The 16,522-nt window shown below is 49.2% G+C and carries 14 protein-coding genes and 1 pseudogene; 9 read left to right on the top strand and 6 right to left on the bottom strand.

Annotation, left to right across the window (positions count from 1 at the left end):
* The 3 genes from ACUVQO_RS18270 to lexA all read left to right on the top strand — a co-directional run.
* Positions 1-993, top strand: a 993-nt coding sequence (locus ACUVQO_RS18270) for a uroporphyrinogen-III synthase (protein ID WP_445927263.1), incomplete at its 5' end; no start/stop codon positions are given.
* A 137-nt stretch (positions 994-1,130) separates the two neighbouring features.
* The gene (argF, locus tag ACUVQO_RS18265) at positions 1,131-2,060 is read left to right on the top strand and encodes an ornithine carbamoyltransferase (protein WP_445927262.1); all 930 of its coding nucleotides are present in this window, start codon (positions 1,131-1,133) and stop codon (positions 2,058-2,060) included.
* Between the two features lie 154 nt (positions 2,061-2,214).
* Entirely contained in the window at positions 2,215-2,823 is a 609-nt protein-coding gene (gene lexA, locus ACUVQO_RS18260; RefSeq protein WP_445927261.1) for a transcriptional repressor LexA, read from the top strand.
* Between the two features lie 43 nt (positions 2,824-2,866).
* Here the strand turns inward: lexA and ACUVQO_RS18255 are convergent, their stop codons facing one another.
* The 3 genes from ACUVQO_RS18255 to ACUVQO_RS18245 are packed head-to-tail and all read right to left on the bottom strand — an operon-like array spanning position 2,867 to position 4,371.
* Complete coding sequence (locus ACUVQO_RS18255) at positions 2,867-3,337, bottom strand: Spy/CpxP family protein refolding chaperone (protein ID WP_445927260.1); 471 nt, start codon at positions 3,335-3,337, stop codon at positions 2,867-2,869.
* 57 nt (positions 3,338-3,394) lie between these two features.
* Positions 3,395-3,796 (bottom strand): hypothetical protein, encoded by a 402-nt coding sequence (locus tag ACUVQO_RS18250; RefSeq protein ID WP_445927259.1) that lies wholly within the window; start codon positions 3,794-3,796, stop codon positions 3,395-3,397.
* Positions 3,793-4,371: a sigma-70 family RNA polymerase sigma factor gene (locus ACUVQO_RS18245; protein WP_445927264.1), complete on the bottom strand. Its 579-nt coding sequence runs from the start codon at positions 4,369-4,371 to the stop codon at positions 3,793-3,795. The genes ACUVQO_RS18250 and ACUVQO_RS18245 overlap by 4 nt, the downstream gene beginning before the upstream one ends.
* A 431-nt stretch (positions 4,372-4,802) precedes the next feature.
* On the opposite strand from ACUVQO_RS18245, the gene ACUVQO_RS18240 reads away from it, so the two are divergent.
* Complete coding sequence (locus ACUVQO_RS18240) at positions 4,803-5,897, top strand: exopolysaccharide biosynthesis polyprenyl glycosylphosphotransferase (protein ID WP_445927258.1); 1,095 nt, start codon at positions 4,803-4,805, stop codon at positions 5,895-5,897.
* A gap of 72 nt (positions 5,898-5,969) precedes the next feature.
* On the opposite strand, the gene ACUVQO_RS18235 is transcribed toward ACUVQO_RS18240, so the two are convergent.
* The gene (locus ACUVQO_RS18235) at positions 5,970-7,196 is read right to left on the bottom strand and encodes a histidine kinase (protein WP_445927257.1); all 1,227 of its coding nucleotides are present in this window, start codon (positions 7,194-7,196) and stop codon (positions 5,970-5,972) included.
* 171 nt (positions 7,197-7,367) lie between these two features.
* On the bottom strand, positions 7,368-8,624 hold the full coding sequence (locus ACUVQO_RS18230) for an esterase-like activity of phytase family protein (protein WP_445927256.1): 1,257 nt from the start codon (positions 8,622-8,624) through the stop codon (positions 7,368-7,370).
* A gap of 372 nt (positions 8,625-8,996) precedes the next feature.
* Here ACUVQO_RS18230 and ACUVQO_RS18225 point away from each other — a divergent pair, with 372 nt between their 5' ends.
* The gene (locus ACUVQO_RS18225; protein ID WP_445927255.1) at positions 8,997-10,856 is read left to right on the top strand and encodes an iron uptake porin; all 1,860 of its coding nucleotides are present in this window, start codon (positions 8,997-8,999) and stop codon (positions 10,854-10,856) included.
* A 431-nt stretch (positions 10,857-11,287) separates the two neighbouring features.
* Positions 11,288-12,085 (top strand): annotated as a pseudogene (locus ACUVQO_RS18220) (metal-dependent hydrolase).
* A gap of 76 nt (positions 12,086-12,161) precedes the next feature.
* Here the strand turns inward: ACUVQO_RS18220 and ACUVQO_RS18215 are convergent.
* Entirely contained in the window at positions 12,162-12,725 is a 564-nt protein-coding gene (locus ACUVQO_RS18215; RefSeq protein WP_445927254.1) for an NADPH-dependent FMN reductase, read from the bottom strand.
* A gap of 296 nt (positions 12,726-13,021) precedes the next feature.
* On the opposite strand from ACUVQO_RS18215, the gene bchM reads away from it, so the two are divergent.
* The 3 genes from bchM to htpG all read left to right on the top strand — a co-directional run bounded on the left by bchM (position 13,022) and on the right by htpG (position 16,415).
* Positions 13,022-13,711 carry a magnesium protoporphyrin IX methyltransferase gene (gene bchM, locus ACUVQO_RS18210; protein WP_445927253.1) on the top strand — a complete coding sequence of 230 codons (690 nt, stop codon included), beginning with the start codon at positions 13,022-13,024 and terminating at the stop codon, positions 13,709-13,711.
* Between the two features lie 41 nt (positions 13,712-13,752).
* Complete coding sequence (locus tag ACUVQO_RS18205; protein WP_445927252.1) at positions 13,753-14,142, top strand: DUF423 domain-containing protein; 390 nt, start codon at positions 13,753-13,755, stop codon at positions 14,140-14,142.
* 197 nt (positions 14,143-14,339) lie between these two features.
* Positions 14,340-16,415, top strand: coding sequence for a molecular chaperone HtpG (gene htpG / locus ACUVQO_RS18200; RefSeq protein WP_445927251.1), 2,076 nt, complete (start codon positions 14,340-14,342; stop codon positions 16,413-16,415).
* The last annotated feature ends 107 nt before the right edge of the window (positions 16,416-16,522 follow it).

The raw sequence follows: 16,522 nt of genomic DNA, 5'->3' as shown, positions 1-16,522 counted from the left end.
TCCACAGACACACCCCCCACCCCCCACCACCTCCCCCCCCCCACCCCACGAGCCCCCCTCGCAGCCACGCCGCCTTCGCTCGGGTCACTTACCGACCCTCCTGCCCCAGCTACTCCCCTCCCTCTAGCCGACAAAACCATCCTCGTCACCCGTGCTGCTAGCCAATCCAGCCAGTTCACCAAACTGTTGCAGGAGCAGGGAGCCAGAGTCATAGAAATGCCAACCCTGGAAATTGGACCACCGTCTAGCTGGAGAGAATTGGATGACACGATCGCTCATTTGGAAGACTTTGACTGGCTGATTCTCACCTCGACCAACGGGGTCGATTACTTCTTTGAACGCCTGAAAGTCTACCAGGATGGGGATGCCAGCCTTTACTGCAACATTCGGATTGCTGTAGTGGGTGAAAAAACGGCCCAACGCTTAGGGAAATGGGGAGTTCAGCCTGACTTTATTCCACCCAACTTCATTGCCGATTCCCTAATAGCCAAGTTTCCTGAACCCTTGAGTGGCCTGAGAATTCTGTTTCCCAGGGTGGAAAGTGGGGGGCGGGAAGTGCTGGTGAAAGAATTTGGCAGCCAGGGAGCCAGGGTACGAGAAGTCGCCGCTTACGAATCCCGCTGTCCTATAACGATCGCGCCTGAAGCCCTGGCCGCTCTCCAAAATAAAGCCATTGATGTGATCACCTTCGCCAGTTCCAAAACAGTGCAGAACTTCTGCCAACTGTCCCTGCAAGCTGATCCCTCCTGGCAATCCTGGCTGGAAGGAGTCTGCATCGCCTCTATCGGCCCCCAAACCAGCAAAACCTGCGAGAGTTTATTAGGCCGAGTTGATGTCGAAGCAACGGAGCATACCCTGGAAGGACTGACGCAGGCGATCGTCGATTGGGCCAGCAGCAACCAGGAAAGCCAGAGATATGGGGAAGAGAGGGAGGACAAGGAAGATGGAGAGAAACGTAATGCGATCATGGGTGACACGATCATAGGCGAATGACAGCATACCTTCCTCCTAATTCCCAATCCCTAATCTCCGATCCCTGATCCCTAACCCCCGATCTCCCATTTTCCCAATTCCGACTAGGCTAACCCATCAGGATTTGATAGGGTTTTAGACAGTTTGCTAAAGGATGAATGGTGATGGGGTCACTCAAAGGACGAGATTTGTTGAGCATGGCCGATCTGACGGCAGAGGAACTGCAAGAGCTATTACGACTAGCCGCTCAGTTAAAGTCAGGGGCATTAAGTTTGAGGTGTGAAAAGATTCTGGGGTTGCTGTTCTACAAGGCTTCTACTCGAACACGGGTGAGTTTTACCTCAGCCATGTATCGCCTGGGTGGACAGGTGTTAGACCTGAATCCGAATGTAACCCAGGTGAGCCGAGGGGAACCCCTGGAAGATACCGCCCGCGTCCTGGATCGCTATATTGACATCCTGGCCATTCGCACATTTGATCAGCATGACCTAGAAAAGTTTGCTGAATATACCGAAATTCCCATCATTAATGCTCTCAGCGATCGCGAACATCCCTGTCAGGTGTTGGCCGATTTACAAACCATTCAGGAATCCTTCAACACGCTGGAGGGAATAACCCTGACCTATGCTGGGGATGGCAGCAATAATATGGCTCACTCACTGTTGTTGGGATGTGCCCTGGCAGGCATGAATGTACGGATTGCTTCACCCGTCGAATATCAGCCTTTAGAATCCATTGTTCAACAGGCAAAAGCGATCGCAGGCGATCGTTCTGAAGTGGCCATCACCACGGATGCGATTGCTGCTGTTCAGGGAAGCCAGGTTGTGTATACAGATGTGTGGGCCAGCATGGGTCAGGAAAGTTCGGCTCAATCCCGAATTCCCATCTTTCAACCCTACCAGGTGAATGAACAACTGATGGCCCATGCGGATAAGACGGCGATCGTACTGCATTGCCTACCTGCCCATCGCGGCGAAGAAATTACCAATGGTGTGATTGAAGGTTCTCAATCCCGGGTATGGGATCAGGCAGAAAACCGGATGCACGCACAACAAGCTCTGATTGCCAGTTTATTGGGTGTGAAGTAACGGCAAACCTTGGAAGAGTAAGCCTTTTTCGGGACAACACAAACCTTTATGTTTATATAAGAAATTTGATAAACGCTGGACAGAAACGATTTTTGGTGGTACAAGTGTATCGGGTTACATTGTTTCTACCTCAAACCATTTCTGCCTAACACTCATGGATTCCCTTACTGAAGCCCAACAAGAACTCTACGATTGGCTGGTAGAGTACATCCGCGAAAACCAATACCCTCCTTCCATTCGGCAGATGATGGAAGCGATGGGCTTGAAGTCTCCTGCTCCCGTGCAAAGCCGCCTGGAACACTTGCGATCGAAGGGTTACATTCAGTGGACAGAAGGGAAAGCCCGAACTATTCAGCTAACTCAGAACGCCATGCGGGGAGTTCCCATTAAGGGCGTGATCGCCGCTGGTAGCCTGGTTGATGTCTTTCCCGATGCAGAGGTAGAGTATCTGGATCTGGCAGGTCTTTCCTTGAAACCTAACTACTTTGCCTTGCAGGTTCGGGGTGACAGCATGATCGATGCCATGATCGATGATGGCGACATTGTCATTCTTAAGCCTGTTCCAGATTCCAAAACCTTGAAGAATGGCACGATCGTAGCGGCCAGAGTCGAAAATCAGACGACCCTCAAATACTTCCACTGCAAAGGCAGTAAGGTTACTCTCGAACCTGCTAACAAAGCTTATCAGCCGATTGAAGTGCCAGCCTCCCAGGTTGAAATTCAGGGTGCTCTGGTGCATGTGTGGCGGGACTACAGTGCTTAGTAATAAGCCAATTCCATCTGCGATCTCCAACCCCAAGCCCCTCTTACAATCCCCCTAAATTGTTCCCTCGCTGCCGCATCAGATCTGCCAACTTTTGCCGCTGCTCCGGACTTAGCACCGTACGGATCGCTAGCATACTCTCCATGCGGGTATCCGATAATTCCTGCCTGAGCCGCTGCACCTGATCAAACTTTTGTCGCACCTGCTCGGTAGAGGCATTCCCGGCCATTAATTCCTTAAGTTCCCGTTGTGCTTGTTGAACTGCCTGCCGTTGCTGAGTCAATCGTCCCTGATACTGGCTGCGAATCTGTCTAATTTTTTGAATTTGCTCTGAAGATAAATTTAACTCTTTCAGCCAGCCTCTGGCCTCAGCACGCCTGGGCTGGCTCAGTTGAGCCTGGGCGATAGGGTGGGAAATAGCAGAACTGACGACGGCAACAGGAGGGGTGAGGATAATCGCGCTCCCCATTGTCATCACCAGTGCCGCAAGTGTAGAAACAGGACGAATCATCATAGGATTTATCCCTGGGCAGAGACTAAACAATAGTTAACACTGTAGTTACCACTGTGGTTAATTGACCGCCGATCGATCCTCTACTGACAAGATTTGCTCGTAGGTATGATCAACCACTGGATCAGAGGCCATCGTATTAGACCAGCTACTTTCAATAAACGCTTCTAGCTCTGCAGCCTCTGCTGGACTAGGTTGAGGGCCAAGAGCAAACGTCCGATAGCCGATCACGGCAGCAATCACACCTGCCGCGATCGCTGAGGGGATCAACCAGACCTGACGCCGTTGAGCGGTACCAGAGGATTGAGAGCGATCGCGGCGCACAAATTCCTCTGGGGATATATTGGTTTCAATCGCCCTCATGATCCGGTCTTCCAGGTTAACGCTGGCTGGCGGGGCTAGAGGTTGATGCTGTTTCAAAAACTCCGTTAAGGGTTTATCTTCTTCAGACGATGAATTCATAATTGGACTCCTTCTCGTTCAAGAAACTGGCGCATTGCCGCACGCGCATGGAATAAACGGGATTTTACCGTTCCCAAGGGAATATCTAAAATTTCTGAAATTTCTCGTTGAGGAATCTCTTCCAGATCATGTAACACCAGAACAGTGCGGTGGTCCAAACTCAAGGTTGTCAGTCCGCGTCTGACCAGATCTTGATAGTGCAGATTCATCACATCAGGAGGCTCTTGGTGGGGGGAGGCATGATTGGTTAGCACCTGCAATTGAGTTCGACCTTTAGCAAGGCTTTGCCGCTGATCAGAAGCGACGTTCCAGGCAATCCGGTATAGCCAGGTGGAAAATTTGGCGGTTTGCCGGAATTTTGGCAATCCCTTCCAGGCCCGCAGAAACACTTCCTGAACCAGATCATCTAAACTCGATCCATCACACAACTGGTAGAGAATCGATCTCACCCGTTGCTGATGCCGTTGATACAGCGATCGAAAGCTCTGGGTATGGCCTTCCAGACATTGCCGGACTAGCACTCTATCGTCTTGTTCAGACTGGTTATGATTCGACGCAGTGGGCACAACATACACCTGCAAAATAACCCTCCGTCGGGCTTACAGTCCTATGATTTAGACCGGAAAGAGGAGAAAAGGTTCAATGAATCAGAATACTTTATGACTTGATCCAGTTGGACAGGTCATGTCAGAGGGAATAATGATTAGGAAGCAATCGTTGTTCAGTTTTCAGGGTTGTCCTCGCTTCAAGCAGGCTCACGGCCCAGTTCCAAGTCCCTGAAGACTGGCCAAAAACAACTGGAGAGCCTGTCTAACAAGGTGGTGTGATTCTCAGGTCTGCTTTTTATGTAAAGTCGTTCAAGAGTTTGTAATGCCGCGTGACATTTTCCTAACAATCTGAGTAATATCGTGGCTAGAATGCCAGGGGTGCAACGGAACCGGATACCGAGATCCACTTTCTTAGCAGTCATCAGTTGATCGTCTATATACTAGAGTGAGCAAACGTTGTGGTTGAAGCGAACGGAGATAACTGTCAAGTAACCATCCTGGATCAGATCTGCCAGATCAGTATTCCATCTGTCTTCACGGTCAAGAAGGCAGTTGAGTTCAAGCAGAATTTTCAGCAAGCGTGTCAGCAATATCCTGACTTGAAACGCATCAACCTGGATCTCAGTCTTACTCGGTTTATAGACAGTAGCGGGATTGGGGCTCTGGTTGCTGGCCGTAAAATGGCTCAGAAGCAAGGGATTGAGTTAGTCTTGCAGAATGTTTCACAACAGGTGATTACTGTTCTCACACTGGCTGATCTCGATAAGTTTTTTGTGATTGAGGCGGCTCCAACTCCGAAAGTATCCAAAACTAAACGCCCTTTACCCAGTGCTGGGGTAACAATTCAATCCGTGCCTGCGATCGCCCCGATTGGTTCGACTACATCGATGCCTCAGCGGTTTATCAACATCGTTAAGGTGAAAGATGATCAACCGTTTATTACCCACCCCTCAGTGATGTCCGTTCCTAAACGCATCATTGATATCGTTGGCTCCCTGGTAGGATTGGTGATTACTGGCATTGTATTTATTCCCATCGCGATCGCTATTAAGCTAGATAGCCCTGGCCCCATCTTCTTTGGTCAGGTGCGCTGTTCCCGGATGGGCAAACGCTTTAAGATGTGGAAGTTTCGATCAATGGTGACGGATGCCGAAGCGAAGAAACATCTGGTGCAAAATGAAGCAGAAGGTGCTATTTTCAAAGCCAAAAACGATCCTCGCATTACCCGTGTTGGCCGCTTTCTGCGCAAAACCAGTTTGGATGAACTCCCCCAATTTTGGAATGTGTTGAAGGGAGAAATGAGCTTGGTGGGCACCCGTCCACCGACCCCGGATGAAGTAGAGCGGTATGAAATCCCTCAATGGCAACGGTTGGATATTAAACCGGGAATGACTGGAGAGTGGCAGGTGAATGGCCGATCGTCGATCAAAAATTTTGAAGACATCGTGCGGCTGGATCTGAAGTACCAGGAAAACTGGAGCTTAATCTACGATATTCAGTTAATCATCAAAACCATCGGGGTCGTATTCAACAAAAAATCAGGAGCCATGTAGTAATGAGGGAGTGGTAGATGATGGATAGTGATTCATCTGACCCCCAATTCCCACCTCCTCATCCCGGATCTCTCATCCCCGAAAGACAGGGAGAGTGAAGTGAAAACAGCTTCCTTTATTTAGCGTAGAATCTACCCAAATTTGGCCGTAATGGGCGCGAACAATCCGTTGACACAGCGACAGGCCAATTCCGTACCCTTCCTTATCCTCATCTCGCTTGAGACGAAAGCGGTCTTCAAAAATCTGCTCCTGATTCTCTAACGGAATGCCAGGGCCATTATCACAAACGCTGACCTGCACTTTCTGTGAGGTGCGGTGCAAAACGGCAAGCTGGATTGTGCCACCAACAGGAGTGTACTTAATGGCATTCTCCAGCAAATTAATCAAAACCTGACGAATTCGCTCGCCATCCACAAAAATAACTGGCAAATCAGAGGGGATGTCCTGTTCCACCCGTTGAGCCTTACTTTGAAACCGATGCCTCAGGTGTTCTAAAACGTCTATACAGAGCGTCCCCAGATCTAACTTTTGAGGTTGAATTTGTAATTCGGAACTCGCGCCTCGGGCTGCTTGAAGAATATCGGTAATCATGCGATCGATCGCGCGGGTTTGAGTGCGAGCATGCTTCAAGAGTTGTGCCGTGAGCTCAGGAGTCAGACGAGATTCTCCATTTTCGTCAAACGAGTTGTACCCCATTTCCAGGGTTTCTAGAGCAATAGAAGCCGCAGTTAAAGGGTTCCGCAAATCATGGGCCAGCATGGCAATAATTTGATCCTTAAACTGCAACTGATGTTCTAGTTCTTCTTTTTCCCGCCTCAGTTGAAAGATTTCGTCTGATAGCCGCAATAATTCAGCAGAATGGGTAATGGATTTCACTGCCTGATGCTTCTCACTCCCTGAATCTGAACCTACACCTCCTCCTGGCCGCACCCGATCCAGCGATCGCAGTTGAGACTGTTCTGCAAAACCTGCATTCGAGAGATAGTCGGCTACAGAGCGTTGCCAGTGAGGCCACCAGTGTTGCAACTGCTCAACCAGATTACTACCAGCGAGAGACTGGCGGGGTTCAGGATGAATTTTAATTAATGTCGGAGTGGCAATCAGGCGGAAGTATTCCGCAAGATACGGTTGCTCACTGACATCGATAATTTGTAGTTCAAAATCGCACTCTTCCCGCAATTCCTTTAGCGCAGCCCGAACTTGCCGAATTCGCTCTTTGGAACTCGGACGCTTATCAACAAACAGCAAAAGCTGTAAGGGCGTATCGGCATTAGTGGGCATTCCAGGGGACACCTGCATGGGATGCCTCTAGGTTCTCGTAACTAACCAACAGAATAAATCGTTCAACTAACCTGAAAAGTTGCTTCCCAGCTTTAAAGCTCCTCTTTTGCACGAAGTTCCTCTTGCTAAAAGTCCCTTTATCCAGAAGCCCTTTCATTCTATAAGTTAACCTGCACCAATGGAGTGAGCCTATTTAGCTAACCCCCTCAGCCGAAATAGTAGCATCTGGCTGGTCTGTTTCTGGCTAAAGTTATCATCGCTGATCAGCACCAAGCTGGGATTTCCATCTGGCAGACGCGGCCCCAGGGTCATGCCCTCCAAATTATCCAGAGAAATGTCTAGTTGGTTGAGATCCAGCAGCAGTTTTTTCTGAATCGGTTTAACTGCCGGTATACTACCTTTGAAGCTGTCAATCATGCTCGTGTCACTGGCTCCACCTAGCGTCAGTTGAAATACCTTAACGGTAAATCCTGCTGGTCCCAACGAGCGCTCCAGACTCAAAAAGTGGCCTGCTTGATCGATCGCCAACAAGTCAGTCAGCCCGTGAAACATTGCCCCTGAAGGGGGAGAATCCAGGGGGTATAGATGCTCAGACACCAGCAAAGAATAGGTGGGATCCACGGAGTAATGCAACATCCGGTTGCGGCTCTCTCCCTGTTGGGGATGCTCTGGGCTACTGTCCTGCATCAGGGCAGATTCCGTGGCTGTAAATAAGCGAAAGGGTTCGATCGCCACCGTACTGCCCCCACTCATATTCAGCGTTAATGCTTCGAAGCCCAGATTATCCCCTACTCCCTGGGGTTGTCCATCCTTGGTGCCCGGTTTGTATCGTTCTGGAATGGGCAGGCTGCGTTTCCATCGGCCAGTCTTTAAGTCAAACTCCCGTACAAAGGGAGGAATCTGATCACGAGCTACTCCTTCACTGGAAATGAACAGCGTTCCCAGAGGGGATAGAGCAATTCCTTCTGGATCAACCGTGCCTTTGGCAAAGGGTTGGCCTGTTTCATCCGTAATGAATGTTACACCTTCTACTGTGACCTGCTTAATGGTAGGAGTTTTGGGATCAGCCGCATCTAAGTCCATCTTTAAAGTGTAAAAACGGGCTGGAGCCAGTTCACTGCGATCGTCGGAAATGGCATAAAACAGGCCTCGCTGGCGATCGTAGGTAATTCCCGATAACCCTCCTACCGGCGTGTCTTGAAAACTCAATTTAGGTAATTGATATTCACTTAAAAAGTCTAAGGACAAGTTCAGAAACAATCGTTCTTCAGCACTGACTTGCGGCAAATCGCAAGCAGTGACTATCAATCCAACAAGAAGCACGATAAAACTTAAGCACCAATTCTTTAACCACACGGCTACCCAGCCTTCAAGAAATCGCTGCCACAGATTTAAAGGACGGTAAGCTACGATTACCTCTTGGACTTGCTCATTTCCTGATAACATCCCTGCTCCTGAAGGCTAAATTACATTTAAATAGCTATTTTCCACTAAAATAAAAATTTTAGCCCGAATTAGGATTTTGCTCAATAGATTCTTGCTTATTGATTTAATAATAATTTCAAAGCTTTTGCTTATTTCATTAAAGATGGCAACAGCAGGTACAATCTGGATTAGTTGAATGGTTATAACTCTATATCTATCTCAGATCAATATAGATTTATAGCAATTCAGGAGATCTAAACCCTGTTCAAGTTCAGAACCGTCGTTTTTCTGATAGAAAAAGACCATTCTTTAGCTGAGTTTTGGTTTAAGAGCAAACTGCAACTAAGCAATTTGAATAGATACTACCAATAATTTGGAATGTGAGGAGGTATTGTGGATAATTACCAACAGCTTGGTTTAAGGAGTCTTGGTCTGATCAGTTTACTGGCCGGATCGATTTCCTTGGGGTCGTTTGCTGCGATCGCGGCGGATGTGCCCAGCCAGTCAGATGCTGTCCAAAGCTCTATTCAAATGCCTGTGACATCGGTCTCTCAGTTGGAGGGTAGCACTTCAACAACTGATCAAGGTGTCATGGCTCAGGTCACTTCGGTTTCCCAATTTTCAGATGTCAGACCTACAGACTGGGCCTACCAGGCACTAAAATCCCTGGTTGAGCGGTATGGCTGTATCGTGGGCTATCCAGACAAGACCTACCGGGGTAACCGAGCCTTAACTGGTTGGGAGTTTGCAGCAGGTCTCAATGCTTGTTTAGACAAAATTCAGGAGCTGATCGCCGCTGCCACCGCAGATTTTGTCAGAAAGGAAGATCTGGAAACGGTCAAGAAGCTTCAAGAACTGTTTGCAGCAGAACTGGCAGCCCTGCGGGGTCAGGTCGATGCCCTGGAAGTCCGAACTGCCACGCTAGAGAAGCAGCAATTTTCCACCACCACTCGCCTATCTGGTGAAGCGATCTTCAGTTTGGCCAGTGCCTATGGTGCTTACCCTGGCGGCAACCCTAACTTCCTGAACAACACGGGACTGAGAGCTGGCAGAGATGCTCAGCCTGTATTCAACGATCGGGTACGGCTAAACCTGCTGACCAGCTTTACAGGTAGGGATCTGCTGATTACCGGGTTGCAAGCCTATAACTTTGGCGGTGGTCCCAGCGCCCTCTTTCCCAATGGCAGCAGCTTGGCTGGAACCCTGGGATACGGAGATGTGGTGTTTGGCAATGCCAGTAATGTCAGACTGTCTTATGAGCCACAGTTCCCTACCGTCAATCCCCAAAACCTGGCTGCTGTAGGCGGTAACAATAGTGTCAATTTGTACAAATTGTTGTACATCTTCCCTGTAGCTAACAAGATCACGGCTTTTGCTGGAACCAATGCCGAAGTCTCAGATGCGTTCCCCGCTATTCTGCCCTTTGCAGGAGAAGGTCAGGGTTCTATCTCCCGCTTCAGTAACCTTCCCGCCTATCAACGGGTTTCCGGTGGCACATCGCAAACGGGCTTAGCCTCTGCTGCAGGATTAATCTTCAACTTTTCTGATGCCATTGATTTTCGTGCCCTGTATGGAACTGTGAATGCCAGTATTCCAAGCAATCAGGGCTTTCCTGGGACACCTCTAGGAGCGGGCTTGTTTAATGGCAGTTTCATTGCAGCAGCTCAGTTAACTATCAAGCCATCTAGCAACTTTGACATTGGCTTGAACTACGCCTACAGCTATCACCAGATCAACATCTTAGGTACAGGTTTGGGAACTGTTGATATTGGCTCCATTTTGTTCACCCCCACACCAGCTGAGATTGTGGCTAGAGGAGCAGGCTTAGGTGCAGTTGGCACGGTTTTGAACCAGGGAATTAACTTGAACACGCTGGGAACCTCCTTAGCACTTCGTATAACCCCCAATGTCACCTTAGCTGGGTCTTTCTCCTATATCTTTGCCGATCTGTCTAATGTCAATGCTTCCACCAATTTCTTGAGTTGGCTGGCAGGAATCCACTTCAAGGATGTGTTTAAGACTGGCAGTTCTGCGGGGATCACTTTTGGTAGTCCACTTTATCGGGTTGCGACGGGTGGCAGAGCCTTCGATCCAACCAATGCAGTTCCTTACCAGTTAGAAGGCTACGTGAACTTTAGAGCGACGGACAATATCAGCATCACTCCTGGTTTGTTCGTCATCTTTAATGCTGAAGGATTCAACCAAAATCCTACAGTCTTTGTACCAGTGGTACGAACCACATTCACGTTCTAAAGAGCATGCATTAAATAGCCCGCTTAGGTTGGGTTGAAGCATAAACCCAACTTACGAAACTTACATCTAGGTCGTTGGAGTAGACATTCCGTGCCCTATCCAACGGCCCAGATGCTTTAAAGAGATAGGATCGAGACAGGCTCCTTCTGAGTGGTGCAGAAAACTTTTTTGAGTCTCATGATGGATAACCTGAACGACCAAAACAGCGCCTGAAACCCCTTGCCCTCGTTCGTTCGCCCGATAAAACTCAAGATCGCTGTCTCGGTGAGAATCCTTGATTTATAGGGGTTTCAGGAGTTTTCTGCACCACCAAGCAGGCTCCTTAAAACTCAGCCATGAACTCGTCCCCATCTCAACGATCGCATCCTTCTGAAGGCCCGATCGCACCCATCCCCTTCTCCATCTAGCCGCGTCCTTTTGATCCCCAACACATTCGTCCCCGCTGGGTAAAATTTGACTTCTCTCCAGAAATTCCCCGATTGTGGGTGCAGAATAATTCAGCCAAAACTCAATTTGTGAATAGCATTAACCTATTCATTGGGGAATTTGAATCCTTTATGGTACAAACGCTGCGATCGCACCTGCCTGCCCTCAACGATCCAGCCTTCCGCCAACAGATCATCGGCTTTATCGGCCAGGAACTCACCCACAGCTATGTCCATACTGCTTACAACCAGACCTTACGGGAGCAGGGCTATCGGTTTGATGCCTATTTGAAATTCACCTAGCTTTTCTTTCAGGCCGTGCTGACCCGATTGGGGCCAACTCTGGGGTTAGCGATTACTGCCGGATTTGAGCATGTCACTGCGTCTTTAGCTGAAATTATGTTGGAGTGCAATGCACTAAAGGATGCTCACCCAACGATGACAAGCATATGGGAATGGCACGCTGCCGAAGAACTGGAACACCAAGCTCTGGCCTTTGAGTGTTTGCAGATTCACGATCGCCGTTACGGTCTACGTTGTCTGGGAGCACTTTTGGGAATTGCGATCGTCCTGGGGTTTTCCCTCAGTGGCATGGCACTACTGGTGGTTCAGGATCGGCGTTGGATGTGCTGGAAAACGGTGTCTGATGCAATTGATTTGTTTATTACGGGCGATCGCTTACTGCCCCGCTGTTTGCAGCGGTTGCTGCCCTACTTCAAACCCAACTTCCAACCTGATGTCTGCAGCACCTCTCACCTGGGCCAGCAAGTTTTAGGCACTGCCAACATATCAATTTCTCCATAACATTGGCAATCAGTAAGCCAATCACGATCGCGGTCAGAATATTATTACGATCGCCTCCCGTGGACAACGAGTAATGTTAAGCGACCGCTACTTGTTTCGCACTGCCTCTCAACTTTTGGGTGTTATCCACCAGGCTTTGGGCAAAGGCATTTAACCGCTCGGAGAGAGATTCGTCAATTAAGCGGCCCGTTTCATCAAACGCCTTCCAGGCTTGACCGATCGCCACCTGCTCAGGAATCGTCCAGGCATGAATCCAGCGCATGATGGTTCGCATATCATTCAATGCATTGCTGTTGGACTGTCCACCCAGTACACTAATCAGACCCGTGACCTTACCGGAGAACTCTTCAAATCCCATCAAATCTAGAGTATTTTTCAACACGCCACTGATGCTACCGTGATACTCTGGTGTCACCAAAATGATGCCATCGGCATTTAATACAGCTTGTTTCAGCCTCTCCACATCGGGATAGTCGGGATACGCATCGCCACCATCACAGAAAGGTAAACGGAGCGATCGCAAGTCCAGAATTTCCACCTCTGCTCCTAAGGCTTCCACTCGGCTGGCAACATCCGCCAAAGCCATCTGGCTATAGGAACCCGGTCTTAAACTTCCAGCAAGGCCAACAATCTTAACCATAGATCTAGTGCTTCATAGTTGGTATGACCTTAGTATAGCCAATGTGAAGTCATTATGAGTATGTCTTAAGAGGTAAAATCAAGCAAAATCTCTAGCGGTTAAAACCGCGACTACACTCACCCAGTCTGCCGACACAGACTCAACCTACGTCGGCAGGTTTTCTCGGTATAGCCGTGATTTCAGTGGCCAGGGTGATCAAGGCGGACATAGCCTTGTTCCCCATACTCGACTCAATCATCCCCGGAACGTGGTACTACTTAGTAGTTGTTAACAATCACTCACCCCAACTCCGATCAATGACGGCCACTGACGATAAAACAATTGTTCGAGATTATTTCAATGCTACTGGCTTCGATCGCTGGCGCAGAATTTATGGCGATGGCGAAGTGAATAAAGTCCAACTCGATATCCGCACGGGCCATCAGCAAACTGTGGACACCCTGCTACGCTGGCTGCAAGAGGATGGCAATCTGGCAGGACTGACGATTTGCGATGCAGGCTGTGGAGTGGGTAGTCTCAGTATTCCTCTGGCTGAAGCAGGGGCGATCGTCTTTGCCAGCGATATTTCCGAAAAGATGGTTGCGGAAGCTAAAACCCGCGCTGAAGCAAGTCTGGGCAATAGTCAAAACCTCACCTTTGCCGTTCAGGATCTGGAAAGCTTGTCAGGTCGCTATCACACAGTTGTTTGTTTGGATGTGCTGATTCACTATCCCCAGGACAAAGCCGCCGACATGATTCGTCATCTCAGCGACCTGGCCGAATCCCGCCTGATCCTTAGCTTTGCACCCAAAACCCTCTGCTACAGTCTGCTGAAAAAGGTTGGTGAATTTTTCCCCGGCCCTAGCAAAACCACCCGTGCCTACCTGCATAGCGAAGCCGAAATTGTAAAAATCCTGGAAGCGCTGGGCTGGAGCATTCAACGTCGCGCCATGACCAAAACCCGCTTTTACTTCTCCCGTATGTTGGAAGCCACGAAGGAGAATTAGGTACCTTGGACAAGGTTTAAAACTTAGAACTGAAATCTTCTATGTTCAACTTCTTCCTTGCCAGTGGTGCCATTCTTGGTGGATTATCTGTAGCGGCGGGAGCATTTGCTACTCATTCATTGCGGGGGCAAATCAGCGATCGCGCCCTGGAGATCTTTGACACGGGAGCGCGGTATCAGATGTATCATGCCCTGGCGCTTCTGGTTGTGGCTTTACTGATCGCCCGCACGGAACTACCACCGCCAACGTTACTAGCCGCAGGGTATGCCTTCCTTGCCGGAACCTTGATCTTCTCCAGTAGCCTGTATGCCCTCAGCCTCAGCGGCATCAAAATTCTGGGAGCCGTTGCCCCGATCGGAGGGGCTGCCCTGATTGCTGGATGGATCTGTTTGGCGATCGCGGCGGTAGGGAAATCCGTATCTTCGGGTTAGGCGAGATCTCTGTCTAAAATTAAAAACAGCAAACAAGTAGTGACCCTGACATTTGCAGGATGGGTTAGCTGCACTCAATCTATGCTGTCCAGAGAGTTAATGCATTAGTTAGCACTAATGCATTCTACGTTTACTTGCGTTTTGGTTTGGTAATCCAAAATCCTTACACCTTTCTAGACCTCCTGGAGTAACCTTACATGACTACTGTTCTGGAAAAGGGCAATATCAGTATCCATACTGAGAATATTTTTCCAATTATTAAAAAGTGGCTCTATTCCGACCACGAAATTTTTCTAAGAGAACTGATATCCAATGCTGTAGATGCCATTCAGAAGCTGAAGATGGTGTCTCATTCGGGTGAGTATTCCGGCGATTTGGGAGAACTGGAAATTGTCATCACCTTAAATAAGGAAGCCAAAACCCTGGCGGTTTCTGATACCGGGATTGGCATGACGGCAGAGGAAGTGAAGAAGTATATTAATCAGGTCGCTTTTTCCAGCGCTGAAGAATTTGTGCAGAAGTACAAAGCCAACGCCGATCAGCAAATTATTGGTCACTTTGGCCTGGGCTTCTACTCCTCATTCATGGTCGCTTCCAAAGTGGAGATTGATACCCTGTCCTATCAGCCCGGATCACAGGCAGTTCACTGGTCTTGTGATGGTACGACAGAATTTGAACTGACCGATTCCTCTCGAACCCAGCGTGGCACGACCGTTACCCTGACGCTAATGGATGAGGAAAAGGAATACCTGGAACCCTACCGGATCCGATCGCTGATCACCAAATACTGCGACTTTATGCCCTTCCCCATCAAGCTGGAGGTGATTGAACCCCCGAAGGCAGAGGGAGAAACGACTGAAGCACCCCCAGAAGCCAAGGCACCGGAACAGGTCAACCGTCAGAAAGCCCCCTGGAAGGAAGCCCCCAGCAGTCTCAGCAAGGAAGACTACCTGGAGTTTTACCGCTACCTGTACCCATTTCAGGAAGATCCCCTGCTCTGGGTGCATCTGAATACGGACTATCCGTTTGTGGTGAATGGCATCCTCTACTTCCCCAAACTCAAACCTGATGTCGATGTCACCAAAGGGCAAATCAAACTCTTCTGCAATCAAGTCTTCGTCAGCGACAACTGTGAGGAGGTAATTCCCCGCTTCCTGATGCCCTTGCGTGGTGTGATCGACAGTGCCGACATTCCCCTGAACGTCTCCCGTAGCTTCCTGCAGAACGATCGCACCGTGCGCCGGATTGCCGACTACATTGCCAAGAAGGTGGGCGATCGTCTGAAGGAACTGTACCGGGACGATCGGGATCAATACGTTCGCTCCTGGCAAGACCTGGGCACCTTCGTCAAATTCGGCTCCCTGAACGACGACAAGTTCAAGAAGCAAGTTGAGGATATTGTCATTTATCGCACAACCTGGCAGGGGGCTGGAGATCAGGGAGCAGCGATCGGGGAAACTAGCGAAGCCCCTAAAGTCGAAGTGCAATCTGCAGAAGGCGATGTCTGGCAAGATGTCTCCTCCTCATCTCCCTCATCTTCTCCATCCTCCTCATCTTCCACCCCCACCTACACCACCCTCAAAGAATACCTGGAGCGCAACAAAGAGCGGCACGAAAACCGCGTCTTCTATTGCACCGATGAAGTGAGTCAGGCAACTTATGTGGAACTTCACAAACAGCAAGGCTTAGAAGTGCTGTTTATGGATTCCTTCATTGATACCCACTTCATCAGCTTCCTGGAGCGGGAGTACCCCAATATCAAGTTCTCACGGGTAGATGCGGAGCTGGATGACACACTGATCGACAAGGATAAAGAAGCCGAAATTGTTGATCCAAAAACTAACAAGACCCGCAGTGAACTGATTAAAGAACTGTTCCAGCAAGCTTTGAACAAGCCCAAGGTGACGATCCGCACGGAATCCTTAAAATCCAGCGATCAACAGGGCAGTCCACCTGCGGTCGTCTTGTTGCCAGAACACCTGCGGCGGATTCGGGAAATGAGTGCACTGCTCCAACAACAAGCCGTTGAGTTCCCCGAAGAGCATATCCTGTTGGTCAACACCGCCCATCCTCTGATTCAAAATCTGGTCAGAATCAGCCAGGGCAGTATTATTCAGAGCAGCGGCCCGTCTCCTGCTGCTGAACTGGCAAACCTGATCTGCAATCACGTCTACGATCTGGCACTGATGGCCCAAAAAGGCTTTGATGCAGATGGCATGAAGGCCTTTATCGATCGCTCCAATCAAGTGCTGACGCGCTTAACAGCGAATTAAGAGTGCAAAGTCGATAGCTAAGAGTTGAGGGTAGATTTTTAATTCTCAACTCTTAACTATTGAGGGGTTCGGGGAGCTATAGGTCCCCGCGCTTGTCGATTCCCCTC

The organism is Leptodesmis sp., from assembly GCF_052746595.1.
Note: the sequence above shows the minus strand (reverse complement) of the source record. Positions and strands in the feature narration are given on the sequence as shown.

Bases quoted from the DNA above. Each gene is read 5' to 3' on its own strand.
- argF (WP_445927262.1), top strand. From the start codon at position 1,131: ATGGTGATGGGGTCACTCAAAGGACGAGATTTGTTGAGCATGGCCGAT.
- lexA (WP_445927261.1), top strand. From the start codon at position 2,215: ATGGATTCCCTTACTGAAGCCCAACAAGAACTCTACGATTGGCTGGTA.
- ACUVQO_RS18255 (WP_445927260.1), bottom strand. From the start codon at position 3,337: ATGATGATTCGTCCTGTTTCTACACTTGCGGCACTGGTGATGACAATG.
- ACUVQO_RS18250 (WP_445927259.1), bottom strand. From the start codon at position 3,796: ATGAATTCATCGTCTGAAGAAGATAAACCCTTAACGGAGTTTTTGAAA.
- ACUVQO_RS18235 (WP_445927257.1), bottom strand. From the start codon at position 7,196: ATGCAGGTGTCCCCTGGAATGCCCACTAATGCCGATACGCCCTTACAG.
- ACUVQO_RS18230 (WP_445927256.1), bottom strand. From the start codon at position 8,624: ATGTTATCAGGAAATGAGCAAGTCCAAGAGGTAATCGTAGCTTACCGT.
- ACUVQO_RS18215 (WP_445927254.1), bottom strand. From the start codon at position 12,725: ATGGTTAAGATTGTTGGCCTTGCTGGAAGTTTAAGACCGGGTTCCTAT.
- bchM (WP_445927253.1), top strand. From the start codon at position 13,022: ATGACGGCCACTGACGATAAAACAATTGTTCGAGATTATTTCAATGCT.
- ACUVQO_RS18205 (WP_445927252.1), top strand. From the start codon at position 13,753: ATGTTCAACTTCTTCCTTGCCAGTGGTGCCATTCTTGGTGGATTATCT.
- htpG (WP_445927251.1), top strand. From the start codon at position 14,340: ATGACTACTGTTCTGGAAAAGGGCAATATCAGTATCCATACTGAGAAT.